The sequence below is a fragment of the Pseudomonas sp. PP3 genome, assembly GCF_905336995.1.
GTDB lineage: Bacteria > Pseudomonadota > Gammaproteobacteria > Pseudomonadales > Pseudomonadaceae > Aquipseudomonas > Aquipseudomonas reinekei.
In genome coordinates this window covers 4,477,951-4,494,499 of record NZ_HG995459.1, presented here as the reverse complement: position 1 = coordinate 4,494,499, position 16,549 = coordinate 4,477,951, and the positions used below count along the sequence as shown (strand labels likewise).

At 60.0% G+C, this 16,549-nt stretch carries 15 protein-coding genes; 9 read left to right on the top strand and 6 right to left on the bottom strand.

Translation table 11 applies throughout. The features are described 5' to 3' along the window. The first annotated feature begins 2 nt into the window (after nt 1-2). The 4 genes from KHO07_RS20495 to KHO07_RS20480 all read left to right on the top strand — a co-directional run bounded on the left by KHO07_RS20495 (nt 3) and on the right by KHO07_RS20480 (nt 3,977). Entirely contained in the window at nt 3-470 is a 468-nt protein-coding gene (locus tag KHO07_RS20495) for a translation initiation factor 2 (protein ID WP_212625347.1), read from the top strand. Nucleotides 471-635: 165 nt separating this feature from the next. Continuing rightward, a complete protein-coding gene (locus tag KHO07_RS20490; RefSeq protein WP_212625346.1) occupies nt 636-890 on the top strand; it encodes a YkgJ family cysteine cluster protein in 255 nt (84 codons plus the stop codon). Nucleotides 891-930: 40 nt separating this feature from the next. Then, nucleotides 931-1,536, top strand: a complete 606-nt coding sequence (locus tag KHO07_RS20485; protein WP_150732370.1) for an START domain-containing protein — start codon at nt 931-933, stop codon at nt 1,534-1,536. 341 nt (nt 1,537-1,877) lie between these two features. Then, nucleotides 1,878-3,977, top strand: coding sequence for an LTA synthase family protein (locus KHO07_RS20480; RefSeq protein ID WP_212625345.1), 2,100 nt, complete (start codon nt 1,878-1,880; stop codon nt 3,975-3,977). 61 nt (nt 3,978-4,038) lie between these two features. Here the strand turns inward: KHO07_RS20480 and KHO07_RS20475 are convergent, their stop codons facing one another. After that, entirely contained in the window at nt 4,039-4,197 is a 159-nt protein-coding gene (locus KHO07_RS20475; protein ID WP_173668865.1) for a DUF3309 family protein, read from the bottom strand. A 280-nt stretch (nt 4,198-4,477) separates the two neighbouring features. On the opposite strand from KHO07_RS20475, the gene KHO07_RS20470 reads away from it, so the two are divergent. From KHO07_RS20470 to csrA, 3 genes are all read left to right on the top strand, one after another. Beyond that, nucleotides 4,478-5,293: an SDR family oxidoreductase gene (locus tag KHO07_RS20470; RefSeq protein ID WP_075947373.1), complete on the top strand. Its 816-nt coding sequence runs from the start codon at nt 4,478-4,480 to the stop codon at nt 5,291-5,293. A gap of 64 nt (nt 5,294-5,357) precedes the next feature. Next, the gene (locus KHO07_RS20465) at nt 5,358-5,690 is read left to right on the top strand and encodes a YnfA family protein (protein WP_075947372.1); all 333 of its coding nucleotides are present in this window, start codon (nt 5,358-5,360) and stop codon (nt 5,688-5,690) included. A 152-nt stretch (nt 5,691-5,842) separates the two neighbouring features. Then, entirely contained in the window at nt 5,843-6,034 is a 192-nt protein-coding gene (gene csrA / locus KHO07_RS20460) for a carbon storage regulator CsrA (protein ID WP_150732374.1), read from the top strand. On the opposite strand, the gene KHO07_RS20455 is transcribed toward csrA, so the two are convergent. The 5 genes from KHO07_RS20455 to mnmC all read right to left on the bottom strand — a co-directional run bounded on the left by KHO07_RS20455 (nt 6,023) and on the right by mnmC (nt 13,525). Next, on the bottom strand, nt 6,023-6,250 hold the full coding sequence (locus KHO07_RS20455) for a YheU family protein (protein ID WP_003199186.1): 228 nt from the start codon (nt 6,248-6,250) through the stop codon (nt 6,023-6,025). The two genes, csrA and KHO07_RS20455, sit on opposite strands and share 12 nt — an antisense overlap. A gap of 182 nt (nt 6,251-6,432) precedes the next feature. Beyond that, nucleotides 6,433-7,623, bottom strand: a complete 1,191-nt coding sequence (locus tag KHO07_RS20450; RefSeq protein ID WP_212625344.1) for an osmoprotectant NAGGN system M42 family peptidase — start codon at nt 7,621-7,623, stop codon at nt 6,433-6,435. 145 nt (nt 7,624-7,768) lie between these two features. Beyond that, nucleotides 7,769-9,517, bottom strand: coding sequence for an N-acetylglutaminylglutamine synthetase (gene ngg, locus KHO07_RS20445; RefSeq protein ID WP_150732376.1), 1,749 nt, complete (start codon nt 9,515-9,517; stop codon nt 7,769-7,771). 3 nt (nt 9,518-9,520) lie between these two features. Then, complete coding sequence (locus tag KHO07_RS20440) at nt 9,521-11,293, bottom strand: N-acetylglutaminylglutamine amidotransferase (protein ID WP_212625343.1); 1,773 nt, start codon at nt 11,291-11,293, stop codon at nt 9,521-9,523. Nucleotides 11,294-11,539: 246 nt separating this feature from the next. Continuing rightward, nucleotides 11,540-13,525: a bifunctional tRNA (5-methylaminomethyl-2-thiouridine)(34)-methyltransferase MnmD/FAD-dependent 5-carboxymethylaminomethyl-2-thiouridine(34) oxidoreductase MnmC gene (gene mnmC / locus KHO07_RS20435; protein ID WP_212625342.1), complete on the bottom strand. Its 1,986-nt coding sequence runs from the start codon at nt 13,523-13,525 to the stop codon at nt 11,540-11,542. Between the two features lie 159 nt (nt 13,526-13,684). Between mnmC and pap the strand changes: the two genes are divergently transcribed. Both pap and KHO07_RS20425 read left to right on the top strand, forming a co-directional pair. Then, nucleotides 13,685-15,208, top strand: a complete 1,524-nt coding sequence (gene pap, locus KHO07_RS20430; protein ID WP_212625341.1) for a polyphosphate:AMP phosphotransferase — start codon at nt 13,685-13,687, stop codon at nt 15,206-15,208. A gap of 102 nt (nt 15,209-15,310) precedes the next feature. Beyond that, nucleotides 15,311-16,495, top strand: coding sequence for a thiolase family protein (locus tag KHO07_RS20425; protein ID WP_212625340.1), 1,185 nt, complete (start codon nt 15,311-15,313; stop codon nt 16,493-16,495). The last annotated feature ends 54 nt before the right edge of the window (nt 16,496-16,549 follow it).

Here is a 16,549-nt window from a genome sequence, read left to right as displayed (position 1 = left end):
CCATGAAACCGATTTTTCCTGCTGCCTGGCTTTTGGTCTGCCTGTTAATCAGTGCTCAGCCGGGATTTGTGATGGCCGCTACCGCTCAGGAAAAACCGGCGGCAAGCACGCCTTCGAAAAAAACCGCAGCCACCAAACAAACGGTGCCGGTTAAAAAGAAACCTGCCGCGGTTAAAAAGCGTCCACCCATCGCCTCGAAATCGAAAACGGCCAGTGAAGTGGCGAAAACCCAATTGCCTTCCACCCACCTGGATTTGAGCTTGCCCAAGGACATGGTTGAAGAGCTTGATCCGGTCGGCACGGTGCCATTGCCCAAGCGCGAACCTGTGTTGCCGCAAATGTTCGGTGACAAAAGCAGTCAGTTTCAGCTCAACGGTCGCTTGATCAGTAACGAAATGCAGCTGCAATTGCGCAATGAAGAGCGCCGCGAAGTCGAAGGCGCCGCGCTGGAGTTCGAGTTCAAGCAATAACCCCCAGCAGTTCATGACCTGCGAGCCAGACGCTTTGTCGGAGACTGGGCAGTCACGCCGCCGTTCAGGTAAAAACCCATGGCCGGGTAATTTAAAACAACTGTTTTAGCGGTTACTCTGTGCCCCGTCCTTTAATACATTGCTCGTCGTGAGGTACTTGTCGTCATGAAATGCCGTGAGGGCTGTGGCGCTTGTTGCATTGCCCCTTCCATCAGTTCGCCGATTCCCGGAATGCCTAAGGGCAAAGCCGCCGGTGAACGCTGCCTGCAATTGTCTGCCGAGAATCTGTGCAATATTTTCGGACAACCGGAGCGTCCAGCCGTGTGTTCGGCATTCGAGGCTGATGTTGAGGTGTGTGGCAGCAGCAGTGAAGAAGCCATCAGGCTGATTGGCTGGTGGGAGCAAATGACGGCGGCGTAATGTGTCAACGAACGGAACTTCAACAATAAGGAATAACATGATGGGTTCGCTGCATCGTATCGCTGTGTTGTGTGGTTTGACGGCTGTATTGGCCACCTCGGTTGCACAGGCCGAAGACTGGAAAGTCGCCAAGAACGAAGACGGCATCAAGGTTTCCTTGAGTGAAGTGGCGGGTTCCGACTACAAGGCCTACCAGGGTGTCACCCTGATGAAAACCACCATGGCCAAGCTGCGCGCGCTGCAGGAAGACGTATCCGGTGCCTGTGCCTGGATCCACGAGTGCAAGAGCCAGAAGTTGCTCAAGCACGAAGGTGACCAGAGCTGGACCTACACTCAATTCAATACGCCATGGCCAGTCACCCCGCGTGACTCGGTGTTGCACATCACCACCGTTGAAGGTGCCGACGGCAGCCTGACCCGCAAGCTTGAAGGCGTGCCCACGTACGCTCCCGAAGAAAAGGGGTTTGTGCGGGTGACCAAGGTTGAAGGCTTCTGGAAGTTCGTGCCCAAGGGCGATCAGGTTGAAGTGACTTATCAGGTTCACACCGAGCCGGGTGGCAGTATTCCTTCGATGGTTGCCAACAAGTTTGTGGTAGATGCGCCGTTCAATACGCTGAAAAATCTGAAGGCTCGCGCCGAGAAGTGATGAGGTTGCTGGTAATGCGCCCCGACTTGCTCGGGGCGTTTTGTTTGCGGCCAACCCGGCGTAATCGTCCCCGCGTAAAGGGAATCAGCCACCTGGATGCCCCCAACTCCTGGGGTCCAAACCTGTTTCTTTTGTTTCCAAATATGCGTTGCACAGAATTTTCACAATGCCTACAAGACAATTCGCCCGCGTTTGCATCGGCAACAGTAATCAATGGCAATGCCGCCGTTGATCGTGCAACATTTGCGCACCGCGCAAGCCCCGGGGCCGGGTAATGGCCAATAGAGGGCAAGGCGCCGCTGTATCTTGAAACTTCAACTTCCAATGGGTCCTAAAACGACATGGCAATCCCGGACGCCCTGAGTCAGCAGCGAGCTTCGAGTCGCCTGCTGCAACCGACCGTCAAATCGCATCTGGCCTACACGCTGCTGTGTGCCTTCGTGATGATGGTGATGTTTTCCGCCCTGCGCCTTGCGCTGCTGGTCTACAACCGCGAAATGATCCTCGATACACCGGCCTCGACCTTTTTCGAAGCGTTCGCCAACGGCCTGCGTTTCGACCTGCGTCTGGTGGTCTACCTCAGCATCCCGTTGATCCTGGCACTGTTCAGCGCCCGGGCCATGGCTGCGCGCGGGTTCTTTCGCTTTTGGCTGACCATTGCGTCCAGCATCGCGTTGTTCCTGGGCCTGATGGAGATGGACTTCTACCGTGAGTTCCACCAGCGCCTCAACGGACTGGTTTTCCAGTATGTGAAAGAAGATCCGAAAACCGTGATGAGCATGCTCTGGTACGGTTTTCCGGTGGTCCGCTACCTGCTGGCCTGGGCCGTTGGCACCTGGCTCCTGAGCCTGGCGTTCAAGGGCGCAGACCGAGCGACCCGTCCTCGTGGTCCGTTCAGCGGCGGCAGCATCAGTACCCGCCAGGTTGCACCGTGGTACGCACGCATCATGGTCTTCGTGGTCTGCCTGCTGATTTGTGTGGTCGCCGCTCGTGGCACCTTGCGCCAGGGCCCGCCAATGCGTTGGGGTGATGTCTACACCACCGATTCCAACTTCGCCAACCAACTGGGCCTGAACGGCACGCTTTCTCTGGTAGCCGCGGCGAAGAGCCGGATGTCCGAAGATCGCGACAACATCTGGAAAGCCACGTTGCCGCAACCGATGGCGCAGCAGACCGTGCGCGACATGCTGGTGATGAAGGACGACAAGCTGGTGGATGGCGAAACCGCCGCAGTACGTCGTGACTACACGCCGCCAGCCGACAAGACCCTGCCGATCAAGAACGTCGTTGTGATCCTGATGGAAAGCATGGCCGGACACTCGGTCGGTGCGTTGGGCGCCTCGGGCAACATCACGCCGTACCTCGACAAACTGTCGAAGGAAGGCCTGCTGTTCGACCGTTTCTTCTCCAACGGTACCCACACCCATCAGGGCATGTTCGCCACCATGGCGTGCTTCCCGAACCTGCCGGGCTTCGAGTACCTGATGCAGACCCCGGAAGGCAGCCACAAATTGTCCGGCCTGCCACAGTTGCTCAGCGCCCGTGACTACGACGACGTGTACGTCTACAACGGTGATTTCGCCTGGGACAACCAGTCGGGTTTCTTCAGCAACCAGGGCATGATCAACTTCATCGGGCGTAACGACTTCGTTAACCCGGTGTTCTCCGATCCGACGTGGGGCGTGTCCGACCAGGACATGTTCGACCGTGGTCTGGTTGAACTGAAGGCCCGTGACGGCAAGGACAAGAAACCGTTCTATGCCTTGTTGCAAACCCTGTCCAACCACACCCCTTACGCCTTGCCGACGCCATTGCCGGTCGAGCGTGTGACCGATCGTGGCAGCCTGAACGAGCACTTGACCGCCATGCGTTACGCGGACTGGGCGTTGGGCCAGTTCTTCGAGAAGGCCCGCAAGGAGCCGTACTTCAATGAAACCCTGTTTGTTGTGGTTGGCGACCACGGTTTCGGCAACGAGCGGCAGATCACCGAAATGGATCTGGGTCGTTTCAACGTGCCGATGCTGCTGATCGCACCAGGCATCCAGGAAAAATTCGGCACGCTGAACCACACCGTGGGTACGCAGATCGACATCGTACCGACCATCATGGGGCGTCTCGGTGGCGAAGTGCGTCATCAGTGCTGGGGGCGTGACCTGCTCAACCTGCCTGAAGGCGATACCGGTTTTGGTGTGATCAAGCCATCGGGCAGCGAACAGACCACGGCCATCGTCACGGCAGACCAAATTCTGGTTCTACCACGGGACAAGGACATGGCGCCGAAAATGTACCAGTACGAACTGGGTGCCAAGCCGCACGCCGAGGTTGTACCGGATGCACCGCGCACCGCCGAACTGAAAACCAAGCTTGAGGCGTTCCTGCAAACGGCGACCAAGAGCTTGATCGATAACACTGCCGGTGTTGTCGACGGCACGCCGGACTAAACGGTGACGCAATAAAAAAGAGGCCCTTGAAAAGGGCCTCTTTTTTTTGCTTTTCAAACCTTCATATTTTGCCGAGTAACAACAGAATCAATATCACCACCAACACCACGCCAATGATACCGGACGGGCCATAACCCCAACTTCTGGAGTGCGGGAAGACCGGCAGACCACCGATCAGTAACAAAATCAGAATGACGAGAAGAATTGTGCCCATGTCTATTTCCTTGCTGTAAGAGTTCAGGAATGACGTTGCCGTTATCAGTCAGCGGGAATGTCATTAATTCGAGCTGCTTAAAACTTCCGACCATCGCGCTCGAAAAATAATTCCAAGTTTTTTTGCTGTTTTTCGAACCAACGCCAATTCCAATTCTTGTTGTATTAGTTTATCCATCCGTTCCGCCGGTTTGCTCGGGCCATTCAGCAATCTGATGGAGCGTGGGTCGGGCAATATCCTTCGCTACACTCGACGCATCTTCCCCGGAACAACAAGGCTGTTTGCTATGCAAAATCGCATGATGATCACTGGCGCAGGCTCTGGCCTGGGTCGCGAAATCGCGCTGCGCTGGGCGCGTGAGGGCTGGCAACTGGCCTTGTCGGACGTCAGTGAGCCCGGCCTGCAGGAAACCCTGAAACAGGTGCGCGAAGCGGGCGGCGACGGTTTTATCCAGCGTTGCGATGTCCGCGATTACAGCCAGCTGACCGCGTTTGCCCAGGCTTGCGAAGTGAAGCTCGGTGGTATCGATGTCATCGTCAATAACGCCGGCGTGGCGTCGGGTGGGTTCTTCAGTGAACTGTCCCTGGAAGACTGGGACTGGCAGATCGCGATCAACCTGATGGGTGTGGTCAAGGGCTGTAAGGCCTTCCTGCCGCTGCTGGAAAAGAGCAAAGGCAAGATCATCAACATCGCGTCGATGGCAGCGTTGATGCAGGGCCCGGCCATGAGCAACTACAACGTGGCCAAGGCCGGCGTGGTGGCGTTGTCCGAAAGCCTGCTGATCGAACTGGCTCAACAGGAAGTCGGCGTGCATGTGGTATGCCCGTCTTTCTTCCAGACCAACTTGCTCGACTCTTTCCGTGGCCCGACCCCGGCGATGAAAGCCCAGGTTGGCAAGTTGCTGGAAAGTTCGCCGATCAGCGCCGCTGACATCGCCGACTACATCTATCAGCAGGTCGCTGCCGGCGAGTTCATGATTTTGCCCCACGAGCAGGGCCGCATGGCTTGGGCACTGAAACAGAAGAACCCGCAATTGCTCTACAACGAAATGACGATCATGGCTGACAAGATGCGCGCCAAGGCCAAACAAAGCGCAGGCTGAACTTGCCCGCGCGCGACGGCATCGTTAGGGTGGCCGCCATCGGCCACTCTCACGAGACGTTCGCATGCTCAACTATTTGTGGTTCTTCCTCGCCGCGCTGTTCGAAATCGCCGGTTGCTTCGCGTTCTGGATGTGGTTGCGCCAAGGTAAAAGCGCCTGGTGGATTGTGCCCGCGCTGCTTAGCCTGACCTTGTTCGCACTGTTGCTGACCCGCATCGAGTCGACTTATGCCGGTCGCGCCTATGCCGCCTACGGTGGCATTTACATCATTGCCTCGATTGGCTGGCTGGCGGTGGTCGAACGGATTCGTCCGCTGGGCTCGGACTGGATCGGCGTGGCGTTGTGCGTGATTGGCGCCAGCATCATCTTGTTCGGACCACGTTTTTCCGCCTCCTGAAAACGGGCGGTACTTTTACAAGCTTTGTCAGACGTTTCCGTCAGCACTCTGGTCGCGGGCTGTAAGTTCAGTCTGGATTACCGCTGCTGCCTTGAAGGCCCGACCTGCGCCGGGCATCTTCAGGGTTCGGTAATCCTTAAAGGACCAAGGCCATGCTTGTACTCAGTCGCGTTGTGGGCGAAAAAATTTCCATCGGTGACGACATTTCCATCCGCGTTGTCGCCGTCAATGGCAACAATGTGCGTTTCGGCATCGAGGCGCCGAAGACCGTCAGTGTGCATCGTTCGGAGATTTACGATCGCATCAAGCGCAAGCTGCCCCGACAGAAAGAATCAGTCGAATAGATGTTTGGGCACGTCGTGCTTGAGCATCAGCTGGCACTGTTCGCTTTCCGGGTCGAAGACGATCAATGCCTGGCCCTTGGTCAATGCCTGGCGCACCCGAAGAACACGGGTTTCCAGCGGCGTGTCGTCGCCATTGTCGGTGCCGTCGCGGGTCACGAAATCCTCGATCAGGCGGGTGAGGGTGTCGACTTCAAGTTGGTCGTGGGGGATGAGCATAGGCACCTCGGGTGAACAATGTGGCGATGCTACGGCGAATGGGCGAGTGCGGCTAGTTCTGCCTCCTCCGTTGACGGCACCATCGCCATCGCGAGCAGGCTCGCTCCCACAGTCAATCGCGTAGTCCTGTGGGAGCGAGCCTGCTTGCGATGGCGCCAGATCAGTCCACAAAAATGCAGTGATCAACTATCCGACCGCTGCCCTACGAGGCTGTCCACCGACGGCACCCGCGTATCGCTTTCCATCTGGGTGTCGTGCTCGATCTGGTGACTGAACCGATCCAGTGATCCCGTGGCAGGTTGGGCGTCGCTGGCGAAGACCGGCGGGCTGAGGATGTAGGCGCCAAGCAGGCGGCTCAGGGCTGCAAGGCTGTCGATGTGGGTACGTTCGTAGCCATGGGTCGCGTCGCAGCCGAAAGCGAGCAGGGCGGTGCGGATGTCATGGCCGGCGGTGACCGCCGAGTGCGCATCGCTGAAGTAGTAGCGGAACAGGTCGCGGCGCACGGGCAAGTCGTTATCGCTGGCCAGGCGCAGCAAGTGTCGCGACAGGTGGTAGTCGTAAGGCCCGCCAGAGTCCTGCATCGCGATGCTCACCGCGTGTTCGCTGGAGTGCTGGCCCGGGGCGACTGGCGCGATGTCGATGCCGACGAATTCGCTGACGTCCCACGGCAATGCCGCCGCGGCGCCGCTGCCGGTTTCTTCGGTGATGGTGAACAGGGGATGACAGTCGATCAGCAGTTCCTCACCACTGTCGACGATGGCTTTCAGCGCCGCCAGCAGTGCCGCGACCCCGGCCTTGTCGTCGAGGTGACGGGCACTGATGTGACCGCTTTCGGTGAACTCCGGCAGCGGGTCGAAGGCGACGAAATCGCCGACGCTGATGCCCAGCGAATCGCAATCGGCGCGAGTCGCGCAGTAGGCATCCAGACGCAATTCGATGTGGTCCCAACTGATCGGCATTTCATCCACGGCCGTGTTGAAGGCATGCCCGGACGCCATCAACGGCAACACGCTGCCACGGATCACACCGTTGTCGGTGAACAGGCTCACCCGGCTGCCCTCGGCAAAGCGGCTGGACCAGCAACCTACCGGGGCCAGGGTCAAACGACCGTTATCCTTGATGGCCCGCACGGCTGCACCGATGGTGTCCAGGTGGGCGGAAACGGCGCGGTCGGGGCTGTTCTTCTTGCCCTTGAGGGTGGCACGGATGGTGCCGCGACGGGTCATTTCAAAGGGAATGCCCAGTTCTTCCAGGCGTTCGGCGACGTAGCGCACGATGGTGTCGGTGAACCCGGTAGGGCTGGGAATGGCGAGCATTTCCAGCAGGACTTTTTGCAGATAAGCGAGGTCGGGTTCGGGGTATTTAATAGTCATGGAAACTCCTGATGAGTGAAGAGCATCGATGGTTTCGATGAGTGAAAACGTTGTCGTCTGTTGAGCCGCCATCGCGAGCAGGCTCGCTCCTGCATGGGTGCGCGTCACCTTGGAGGAGCGGGCCTGCCGATCAGGCGCTACATCACTAGGAAGCTGCCGGCTGGCTATGCGGAAACAACAAATCCACAAAACGCTCAGCCGTCGGTTGCGGCTCGTGGTTGGCCAGCCCGGCGCGTTCATTGGCTTCGATAAACACATACTCCGGCTGATCGGCGGCAGCCACCATCAGATCCAGGCCCACCATCGGGATATCCAGCGCGCGAGCGGCTCGTACGGCAGCGTCCACCAGGGTCGGGTGCAGGATCGCGGTGACGTCCTCGAGAACGCCGCCGGTATGCAGATTCGCCGTACGCCGCACGAACAGATGTTCGCCCGCCGGCAGGATGCTGCTGTAGTCGTAACCGGCCGCGTGCAGGGTGCGCTGGGTTTCATGGTCCAGGGGGATTTTGCTTTCGCCGTCGGTGGCCGCCTGGCGACGCCGGCTCTGGGCTTCGATCAGCGCGCCAATCGAATGCTGACCATCACCCACCACTTCCGCCGGCCGGCGAATGGCCGCCGCCACCACTTCAAAGCCGATCACCAGAATGCGCAGGTCGAGGCCTTCATGGAAGCTTTCCAACAACACACGACTGTCGAACTGGCGGGCTGACTCGATGGCCTGCTGGACCTCTTCGATGCTCTGCAAATCCACCGCCACGCCCTGGCCTTGCTCACCGTCCAGCGGTTTGACCACCACACGTTGGTATTCGTCGAGGAACGCCAGGTTGTCATCGGCATTTGCGGCCAGTTGTTGTGCGGGCAAGTTCAAACCGGCGGCCTTGAGCACTTTGTGGGTCAGGCTTTTGTCCTGGCACAGGCTCATGCTGATGGCGCTGGTCAGGTCGCTGAGCGATTCACGGCAGCGAACACGCCGCCCGCCGTGACTGAGGGTGAACATGCCGGCCTCGGCATCATCGACATGCACATCGATGCCGCGTCGATGCGCTTCTTCGACGATGATCCGCGCGTATGGGTTGAACTCGGCTTCGGGGCCCGGACCGAGAAACAACGGCTGATTGATGCCGTTCTTGCGCTTGATGGCGAATGTCGACAGGTTGCGAAAGCCGAGCTTGGCGTAAAGGTTTTTCGCCTGGCGATTGTCGTGCAACACCGACAAGTCGAGGTAACTCAGCCCGCGGCTCATGAAGTGCTCAATCAAATGCCGCACCAGCACTTCGCCGACGCCAGGCCGCGAACAGTGCGGATCGACCGCCAGGCACCAGAGGCTGCTGCCGTTCTCCGGATCGTTGAATGCCTTGTGATGATTGAGGCCCATGACGCTGCCGATGACCGCGCCGCTGTCCTCGTCTTCGGCCAGCCAGTACACCGGGCCGCCAAGGTGTCGCGGGGTCAGCAAAGTAGCGTCGATCGGCAGCATGCCGCGTGCCTGGTACAGCTGGTTGATCGCATTCCAGTCAGCGTCGCTCTGGGCGCGGCGGATACGAAAGCCGCGAAACACCCGAGTGGCCTGACGATAGTCGCTGAACCACAGGCGCAAGGTGTCGGACGGGTCGAGAAACAATTGGGTCGGTTCCAGCCCCAGCACTTGTTGGGGGGCAGCGACGTACAGCGCAATATCGCGTTCGCCGGGTTGCTCGTTGAGCAGCTCCTTGGCGAGGCTGGCCGGATCGGCAAAGGTATGACCGATCAGCAGGCGGCCCCAGCCGCAATGCACGGCAATCGGCTCGCCGCCCAGTGCGCTGCCGTCTTCGGCCAGGCGCGCCTGCAAGCGTTCGTAGGAGGGCGCCTGACCGCGTAACAAGCGTTGGCTGAACGCCGTGGCGTGAGGTTTCATCGATCAGATTCCTTGTTCACTGAGCCACAGGTTCAGGGCCGCCAGTTGCCACAGCTTGGAGCCGCGCAGCGGGGTCAGTTGCCCTTGCGGGTCAGTCAGCAGCCGGTCGAGCATGGCCGGGTTGAACAGGCCGCGATCCTGGCTAGGGTCGAGCAACAATTCGCGCACCCAGTTCAGCGTGTCACCCTGCAAATGCTTCAGACCCGGCACCGGGAAGTAGCCTTTCTTGCGTTCGATCACTTCACTCGGGATCACGAGTCGCGCGGCCTCCTTGAGCACCTGTTTGCCACCGTCCGGCAGTTTGAATTTACCCGGCACTCGGGCCGACAATTCCACCAGGCGATAGTCCAGAAACGGTGTGCGTGCTTCCAGGCCCCAGGCCATGGTCATGTTGTCGACGCGTTTGACCGGGTCGTCCACCAGCATCACCGTACTGTCCAGGCGCAGGGCTTTGTCCACCGCTGCATCGGCACCCGGTTGTGCGAAATGGGCTTTGACGAAGTCACCGGCGGCGTCATTGGCGGTCAGCCATTTCGGCTGCACGGTGGCGGCGTAGTCGTCGTAGCTGCGGTCGAAAAACGCTTCGCGATAGGCCGCATACGGATCGCTGGCGCCGTCCACCTGCGGGTACCAGTGGTAACCGGCAAACAGCTCATCGGCGCCCTGGCCGCTTTGCACCACTTTGCAATGCTTGGCCACTTCCCGGGACAGCAGATAGAAGGCGATGCAATCGTGGCTGACCATCGGCTCGCTCATCGCGCGGAACGCGGCGGGCAGTTGCTCGATGATCTCTTTTTCATCGATGCGCAGTTGATGGTGTTGGGTGCCGTAGTGTCTGGCGATCAGGTCCGAATACTGGAACTCGTCGCCACGCTCGCCACCGGCATCCTGGAAGCCGATGGAAAACGTCGACAGGTTTTCAACACCGACTTCACGCAACAAGCCCACCAGCATGCTCGAATCGACACCGCCGGAAAGCAGCACGCCAACATCGACCGCTGCTCGTTGGCGGATCGCTACGGCCTCGCGGGTACTGTCGAGCACACGGTCGCGCCAGTCTTCGAGTGTCAGATTCATCTCATCAGCGTGTGGGCCGTAGGGCAGGGTCCACCAGGTTTTCTGCTCGGTACGGCCATCCGCCTCGATGCGCATCCAGGTCGCGGGCGGCAGTTTTTCGATGCCGGCCAGCAACGTACGTGGCGCCGGGACCACAGCATGAAAATTCAGATAATGATTGAGCGCCACCGGGTCAAGGATCGGGTTGATGTCGCCCCCCTTGAGCAGCGCCGGCAACGCCGAGGCAAAGCGCAGGCGCTGGCCGGTGCGCGACAGGTACAGCGGTTTTACACCGAGACGGTCGCGGGCGATGAACAGGCGTTGGGCATCACGCTCCCAAATGGCGAAGGCGAACATGCCGTTGAGTTTCGGCAGCAGCGCTTCACCCCAGGCGTGAAAGCCTTTGAGCAGCACTTCGGTGTCGCCACCGGAATAGAAGGCATAACCGAGCGCTTCCAGCTCGGCACGCAATTCGGGGTAGTTGTAGATGGCGCCGTTGAAGGCCAGGGACAAGCCCAGTTGGTTGTCGATCATCGGCTGCGCCGAGCCGTCCGACAGGTCCATGATTTTCAGGCGTCTGTGGCCCAGGGCAATCGGCCCTTGGCTGTGAAAACCCCAGGCATCGGGGCCGCGTGGTGCCAGGTGATGGGTAATTCGTTCAACCGCCGCGAGGTCTGCAGGTTGATGATCAAAACGTAACTCGCCAGCTAATCCGCACATAAATTCCTTACCGGTTTTTCCGTTGGGGAGGGGCAAACGATACCGCGCCAAAACGGCGGGTACTCAGAAACTGACCCGGCTCAATCCCCGGAGTTTTAGACCGATAAGTTATAAAGAGCGCTAGCCCTCCCGGTTGGGCGACGGTCACCCAACCTGTAGGCGTTGGCTTGCTGGCGATGGCGTCCATGGATTTGGCGCCGGGTTTGAGGCCCTGTCGCCAGCAAGCCAGCTCCTTCAAGGGGCGAGTCAGGCGTGGGTGCGGCGGATCAGGTTGCGCAGTGCGAACCGGTTCGGGTGACAGGCTTCGGCCACGCTTCTGGGCAGGGGCAAGGGTTCATCATCCAGCCAGGCGGCCAGCAGTTCTCCGGACAGCGGTGCGGTGATCAAACCACGTGAGCCATGACCACTGTTGACGTACAAACCGTCGAGCCACGGGCAGTCGATATTCGGCACCTGCCGGGCGTCCTTGCTCAGGGCGGCGTAAGCCTGGGTAAATGCCTGGCTGTCCGCCAACGGGCCGACGATTGGCAGGTAGTCGGGGCTGGTGCAGCGAAATGCGGCGCGCCCCTGGAGGCTTTCAGGGGCCAGTTCGGCGATGCGTAATCGGCTGACCAGATCCTCGGAAATCTCTTCGAGCATGGCCAGGTTGCCCAGGTGTTCAGCGGTGGTCGGGGTCAGGTCATCGCTCTTGAAGTCGAAACTCGCGCCCAGTGTGTGCTCGCCCAGACGCGCCGGTGCGACATACCCTTCGGCGCAGACCACCGTGCTCAACGCCTGACTTTGTGGGGTTTGCATCAGGCGGGTGATTTGCCCGCGAATGCGTTTGAGCGGCAGCCCGGCGCTTTCCGGAAAACGCTGAATCTCGGCGGCACCGGCCAGCACCACCACCGGAGCGCTGGCGAGCAAGCGCTCGCCGTCCCAGGCTTGCCACTGGTCATCGACCTTGCGCAATTGCACGGCATCGTGATGCGTCAGTATTCGAATATCGGGGTGCGCGGCCTGCCATTGGCACAACGCCGGAGGATGCACCCAGCCACCTTCGGGATAGTACAAACCACCGTGCGCCAGGCCGATCCCCGCCAGCGCCTGGGCCTGGGGCTGCTCGACCAGGTGCAGCAGGTCCGCAGGAAACGCCTCGGCCAGTTGCGCCTGACGTTCGCCTTCCTTGGCGTTGAACGCCAGTTGCAGCACGCCGCAATCGTCCCAATCAGTGCCGCGTTGCAGGTGTTCGAGTTGGCGTCGGGTGTAACCGAAACCGCTGACGATCATTTGCGACAGCGCGGTGCCGTGAGCGGATAACTTGAGGTAAAGCACGCCTTGCGGATTTCCGGAGGCTTCCTGGGCAATGTCGGCGTGGCGCTCGAGCACGGTCACCTGCCAGCCCCGCGCCGCGAGGCTGGCCGCGCTGGCACAACCGGCCAGTCCGGCGCCGATCACCAGTGCGCGGCGTTCACCGGCCAGCGGTGCAGGTCGGGCGAACCAGGGTTTGGCTGGCAAAGGCGCGGGAACCTCCTGCGGCCAACCCAGAAACTCACCGCGCAGGATCTCCCATTTATGGCCGATACCCGGCGTGCGTTTCATCTTGAAACCGGCGGCGTTGAGTAGTCGCCGGACCCAACCGGTGCTGGTGAACGTGCTGATGGTCGAGCCTGGGGCGGCCAGTCGCGCCAGTTCGACGAACAGTTCGGCGGTCCACATGTCAGGATTTTTCGCCGGGGCAAACCCGTCGAGAAACCAGGCGTCGATCTGCGCGTCCAGTTGCGGCAGTTGCTCCAGTGCATCGCCGATCAGCAAGGTCAGGGTCACCCGACCGTTGGCCAGCGTCAGCCGCTGAAAGCCTTGATGGATGGCCACGTATTGCGCCAGCAATTGATCGGCCAATACTTTGAGTTCGGGCCACAGGGCCAGGGCGCGTTGCAGGTCGGCGGGGCTCAAGGGGTACTTTTCGACACTGACAAAATGCAGCCGCGCACCGGCCGGCGCGTGTTGCTCGAACACCTGCCATGCACACAGAAAATTCAGCCCGGTACCAAACCCAGTCTCGCCGATAACCAGCCGGCCATCGTGCGGCAACGCGGCAAAGCGTTCCGCCAGGCGGTTCTGCTCGATGAACACGTAGCGGGTTTCGTCCAGCCCCGACTTATCGGAGAAATACACATCGTCGAACAGGCGCGAATAGGGACGACCCTGGTCGTCCCAGTCGAGCTGGGCGTGGGGCAATACAGGTTTCATGGCGGGCTCGGTCACGGCAAGGTGGCCATTCTAGCTGATCGCGGGGCCGTGCTTGATCCGCTTTTGTGGCGAGGGAGCTTGCGTCTGCAAAAATTGGATTTCTTCCACGTGACACCGGTCAATCCGCTAGTCTTGCTCACATCTGGAAGGGAGCCATCCATGTTCGAATCCGCTGAAATCGATCACGCCATCGACAAAGAAACCTACGACGCCGAAGTACCCGCGCTGCGCGAAGCTTTGCTGGAAGCGCAATTTGAGCTGCAGCAGCAGCACCGGTTTCCGGTGATCATCCTGATCAACGGCATCGAAGGCGCCGGCAAGGGCGAGACGGTGAAATTGCTCAACGAGTGGATGGACCCACGCTTGATCGAGGTCCGCACGTTCGATCAGCAAACCGATGAAGAGCTGGCGCGGCCGCCGGCCTGGCGTTACTGGCGGATGCTGCCGGCCAAGGGGCGCATGGGCGTTTTCTTCGGTAATTGGTACAGCCAGATGCTGCAGGGCAGGGTGCATGGCGAATTCAAGGACCCGCGTCTCGATCAAGCCATCAACGGTGCCGAGCGCCTGGAAAAGATGCTGTGCGATGAAGGCGCGCTGATCGTCAAATTCTGGTTCCACCTTTCCAAGAAACAGATGAAGGCGCGCCTCAAGGCGTTGGCCGACGATCCATTACACAGCTGGCGCATCAGCCCGCTGGACTGGCAGCAATCGCAGACCTACGACCGCTTCGTGAAGTTCGGCGAGCGGGTCTTGCGTCGCACCAGTCGTGACTATGCGCCGTGGCACGTCATCGCCGGGATGGACGCGCGGTATCGCAGCCTGGTGGTGGGCAAGATTTTGCTCGACAGCCTGAACGGTGCGTTGAAGCGGCCGAAGATCCATCCGGAAAAAGTCAGCGCCGCACCGGTGTTCCCCAGCGTTGATCATGTCAACCTGCTCGACAGCCTGGACCTGAGCCTGCACCTGGATAAAGACGATTACGAGGAACAGTTGGTGACCGAGCAGGCACGGCTTTCCGGGTTGATGCGTGACAAACGCATGCGCCGTCACGCGCTGGTTGCGGTGTTCGAAGGCAATGACGCCGCGGGCAAGGGCGGGGCGATTCGGCGAGTGGCAGCGGCGCTTGACCCACGGCAATACAACATCGTGCCGATTGCCGCGCCCACTGAAGAAGAGCGCGCGCAGCCGTACCTGTGGCGCTTCTGGCGACACCTGCCGGCGCGGGGCAAGTTCACCGTGTTCGACCGCTCCTGGTATGGCCGGGTGCTGGTGGAGCGTATCGAGGGCTTTTGCAGCCCCGCGGACTGGTTGCGCGCCTACAGTGAAATCAATGACTTCGAAGAGCAGATCGCCGATGCCGGGGTGGTCGTGGTCAAGTTCTGGCTGGCCATCGACAAACAGACGCAACTGGAACGCTTCCAGGAGCGCGAAAACATCCCCTTCAAGCGCTTCAAGATCACCGAGGATGACTGGCGCAATCGGGACAAGTGGGACGACTATCGCGCCGCTGTCGGCGACATGGTCGACCGCACCAGCACTGAAATCTCGCCGTGGACATTGATTGAAGCCAACGACAAGCGCTGGGCGCGGGTCAAGGTCTTGCGCACCATCAATCAGGCACTGGAAGACGCCTTCGAGAAGTCCGACAAGCGCGCCAGCAAGGAAAACAAAAGCAAGAAGTGAGGCGATGTTTGCGCATACGCGGGGTGAATGATTGTCGCGGTCGGTAATTGGGTGGGCTTATGCTCGGTCCATTCTCAACCGACAACAACAATGAGGTATGCCATGCGTGAAGTGGTGATCGTCGACAGCGTGCGGACCGGCCTGGCCAAATCCTTTCGCGGCAAGTTCAACCAGACCCGTCCGGATGACATGGCCGCGCATTGCGTCAACGCCTTGCTGGCGCGCACCGGTATCGACCCGGCCAGCGTCGAGGACTGCATCGTCGGCGCCGGCTCCAATGAAGGCGCCCAGGGCTACAACATCGGTCGCAATGTCGCGGTGCTGTCGCGTTTGGGCATCGGCACCGCCGGCATGACCCTCAACCGCTTCTGCTCGTCTGGCCTGCAGGCGATAGCCATCGCCGCCAACCAGATCGCTTCGGGTTGCAGCGACATCATTGTCGCCGGTGGTGTCGAGTCGATCAGCCTGACCATGAAAAGCGTCAACACCGATCACCTGATCAACCCGCTGCTCAAGGAGCAGGTGCCGGGTATTTATTTCCCGATGGGCCAGACCGCCGAAATCGTCGCTCGCCGCTACAGCGTCAGCCGCGAAGAACAGGATCTGTACGCCCTGCAAAGTCAGCAACGCACCGCCCAGGCGCAGGCTGCCGGGCTGTTCGACGATGAAATCGTGCCGATGGCGGTGAAGTACCGCGTTGAGGACAAGGCCACCGGTCAGGTTCAGATCCTCGACGCAATCGTTGATCGCGATGACTGCAATCGTCCCGAGACCACGCTGCAAAGCCTGGCCGGATTGAATCCGGTGTTCGCCGAGGATGGTTCGGTCACGGCGGGCAACTCGTCGCAGTTGTCGGACGGCGCTTCGATGACCTTGGTGATGAGCCTGGAAAAAGCCCTGGCGTTGGGCTTGAAGCCGAAAGCGTTTTTCCGTGGATTCACCGTGGCAGGTTGCGAACCGGATGAAATGGGCATCGGCCCGGTGTTCTCGGTGCCGAAACTGCTCAAGGCCAAGGGGTTGCAGATGGGCGATATCGATCTGTGGGAACTCAACGAAGCGTTCGCCTCGCAGTGCCTGTACGCGCGTAATCGGCTGGAGATCGATAACGACAAGTACAACGTCAACGGCGGCTCGATCTCCATCGGCCATCCGTTCGGCATGACCGGTTCGCGTCAGGTCGGGCACATCGTTCGCGAGTTGCAGCGGCGTAATCTGCGCTATGGCATCGTGACGATGTGTGTGGGTGGCGGGATGGGCGCTAGCGGGTTGTTTGAGGCGGTGCGGTAAACGCGTCGGATTTTGTTGGTGACTGTTGTATAGCTATCGCTAGCAGGCTATCTC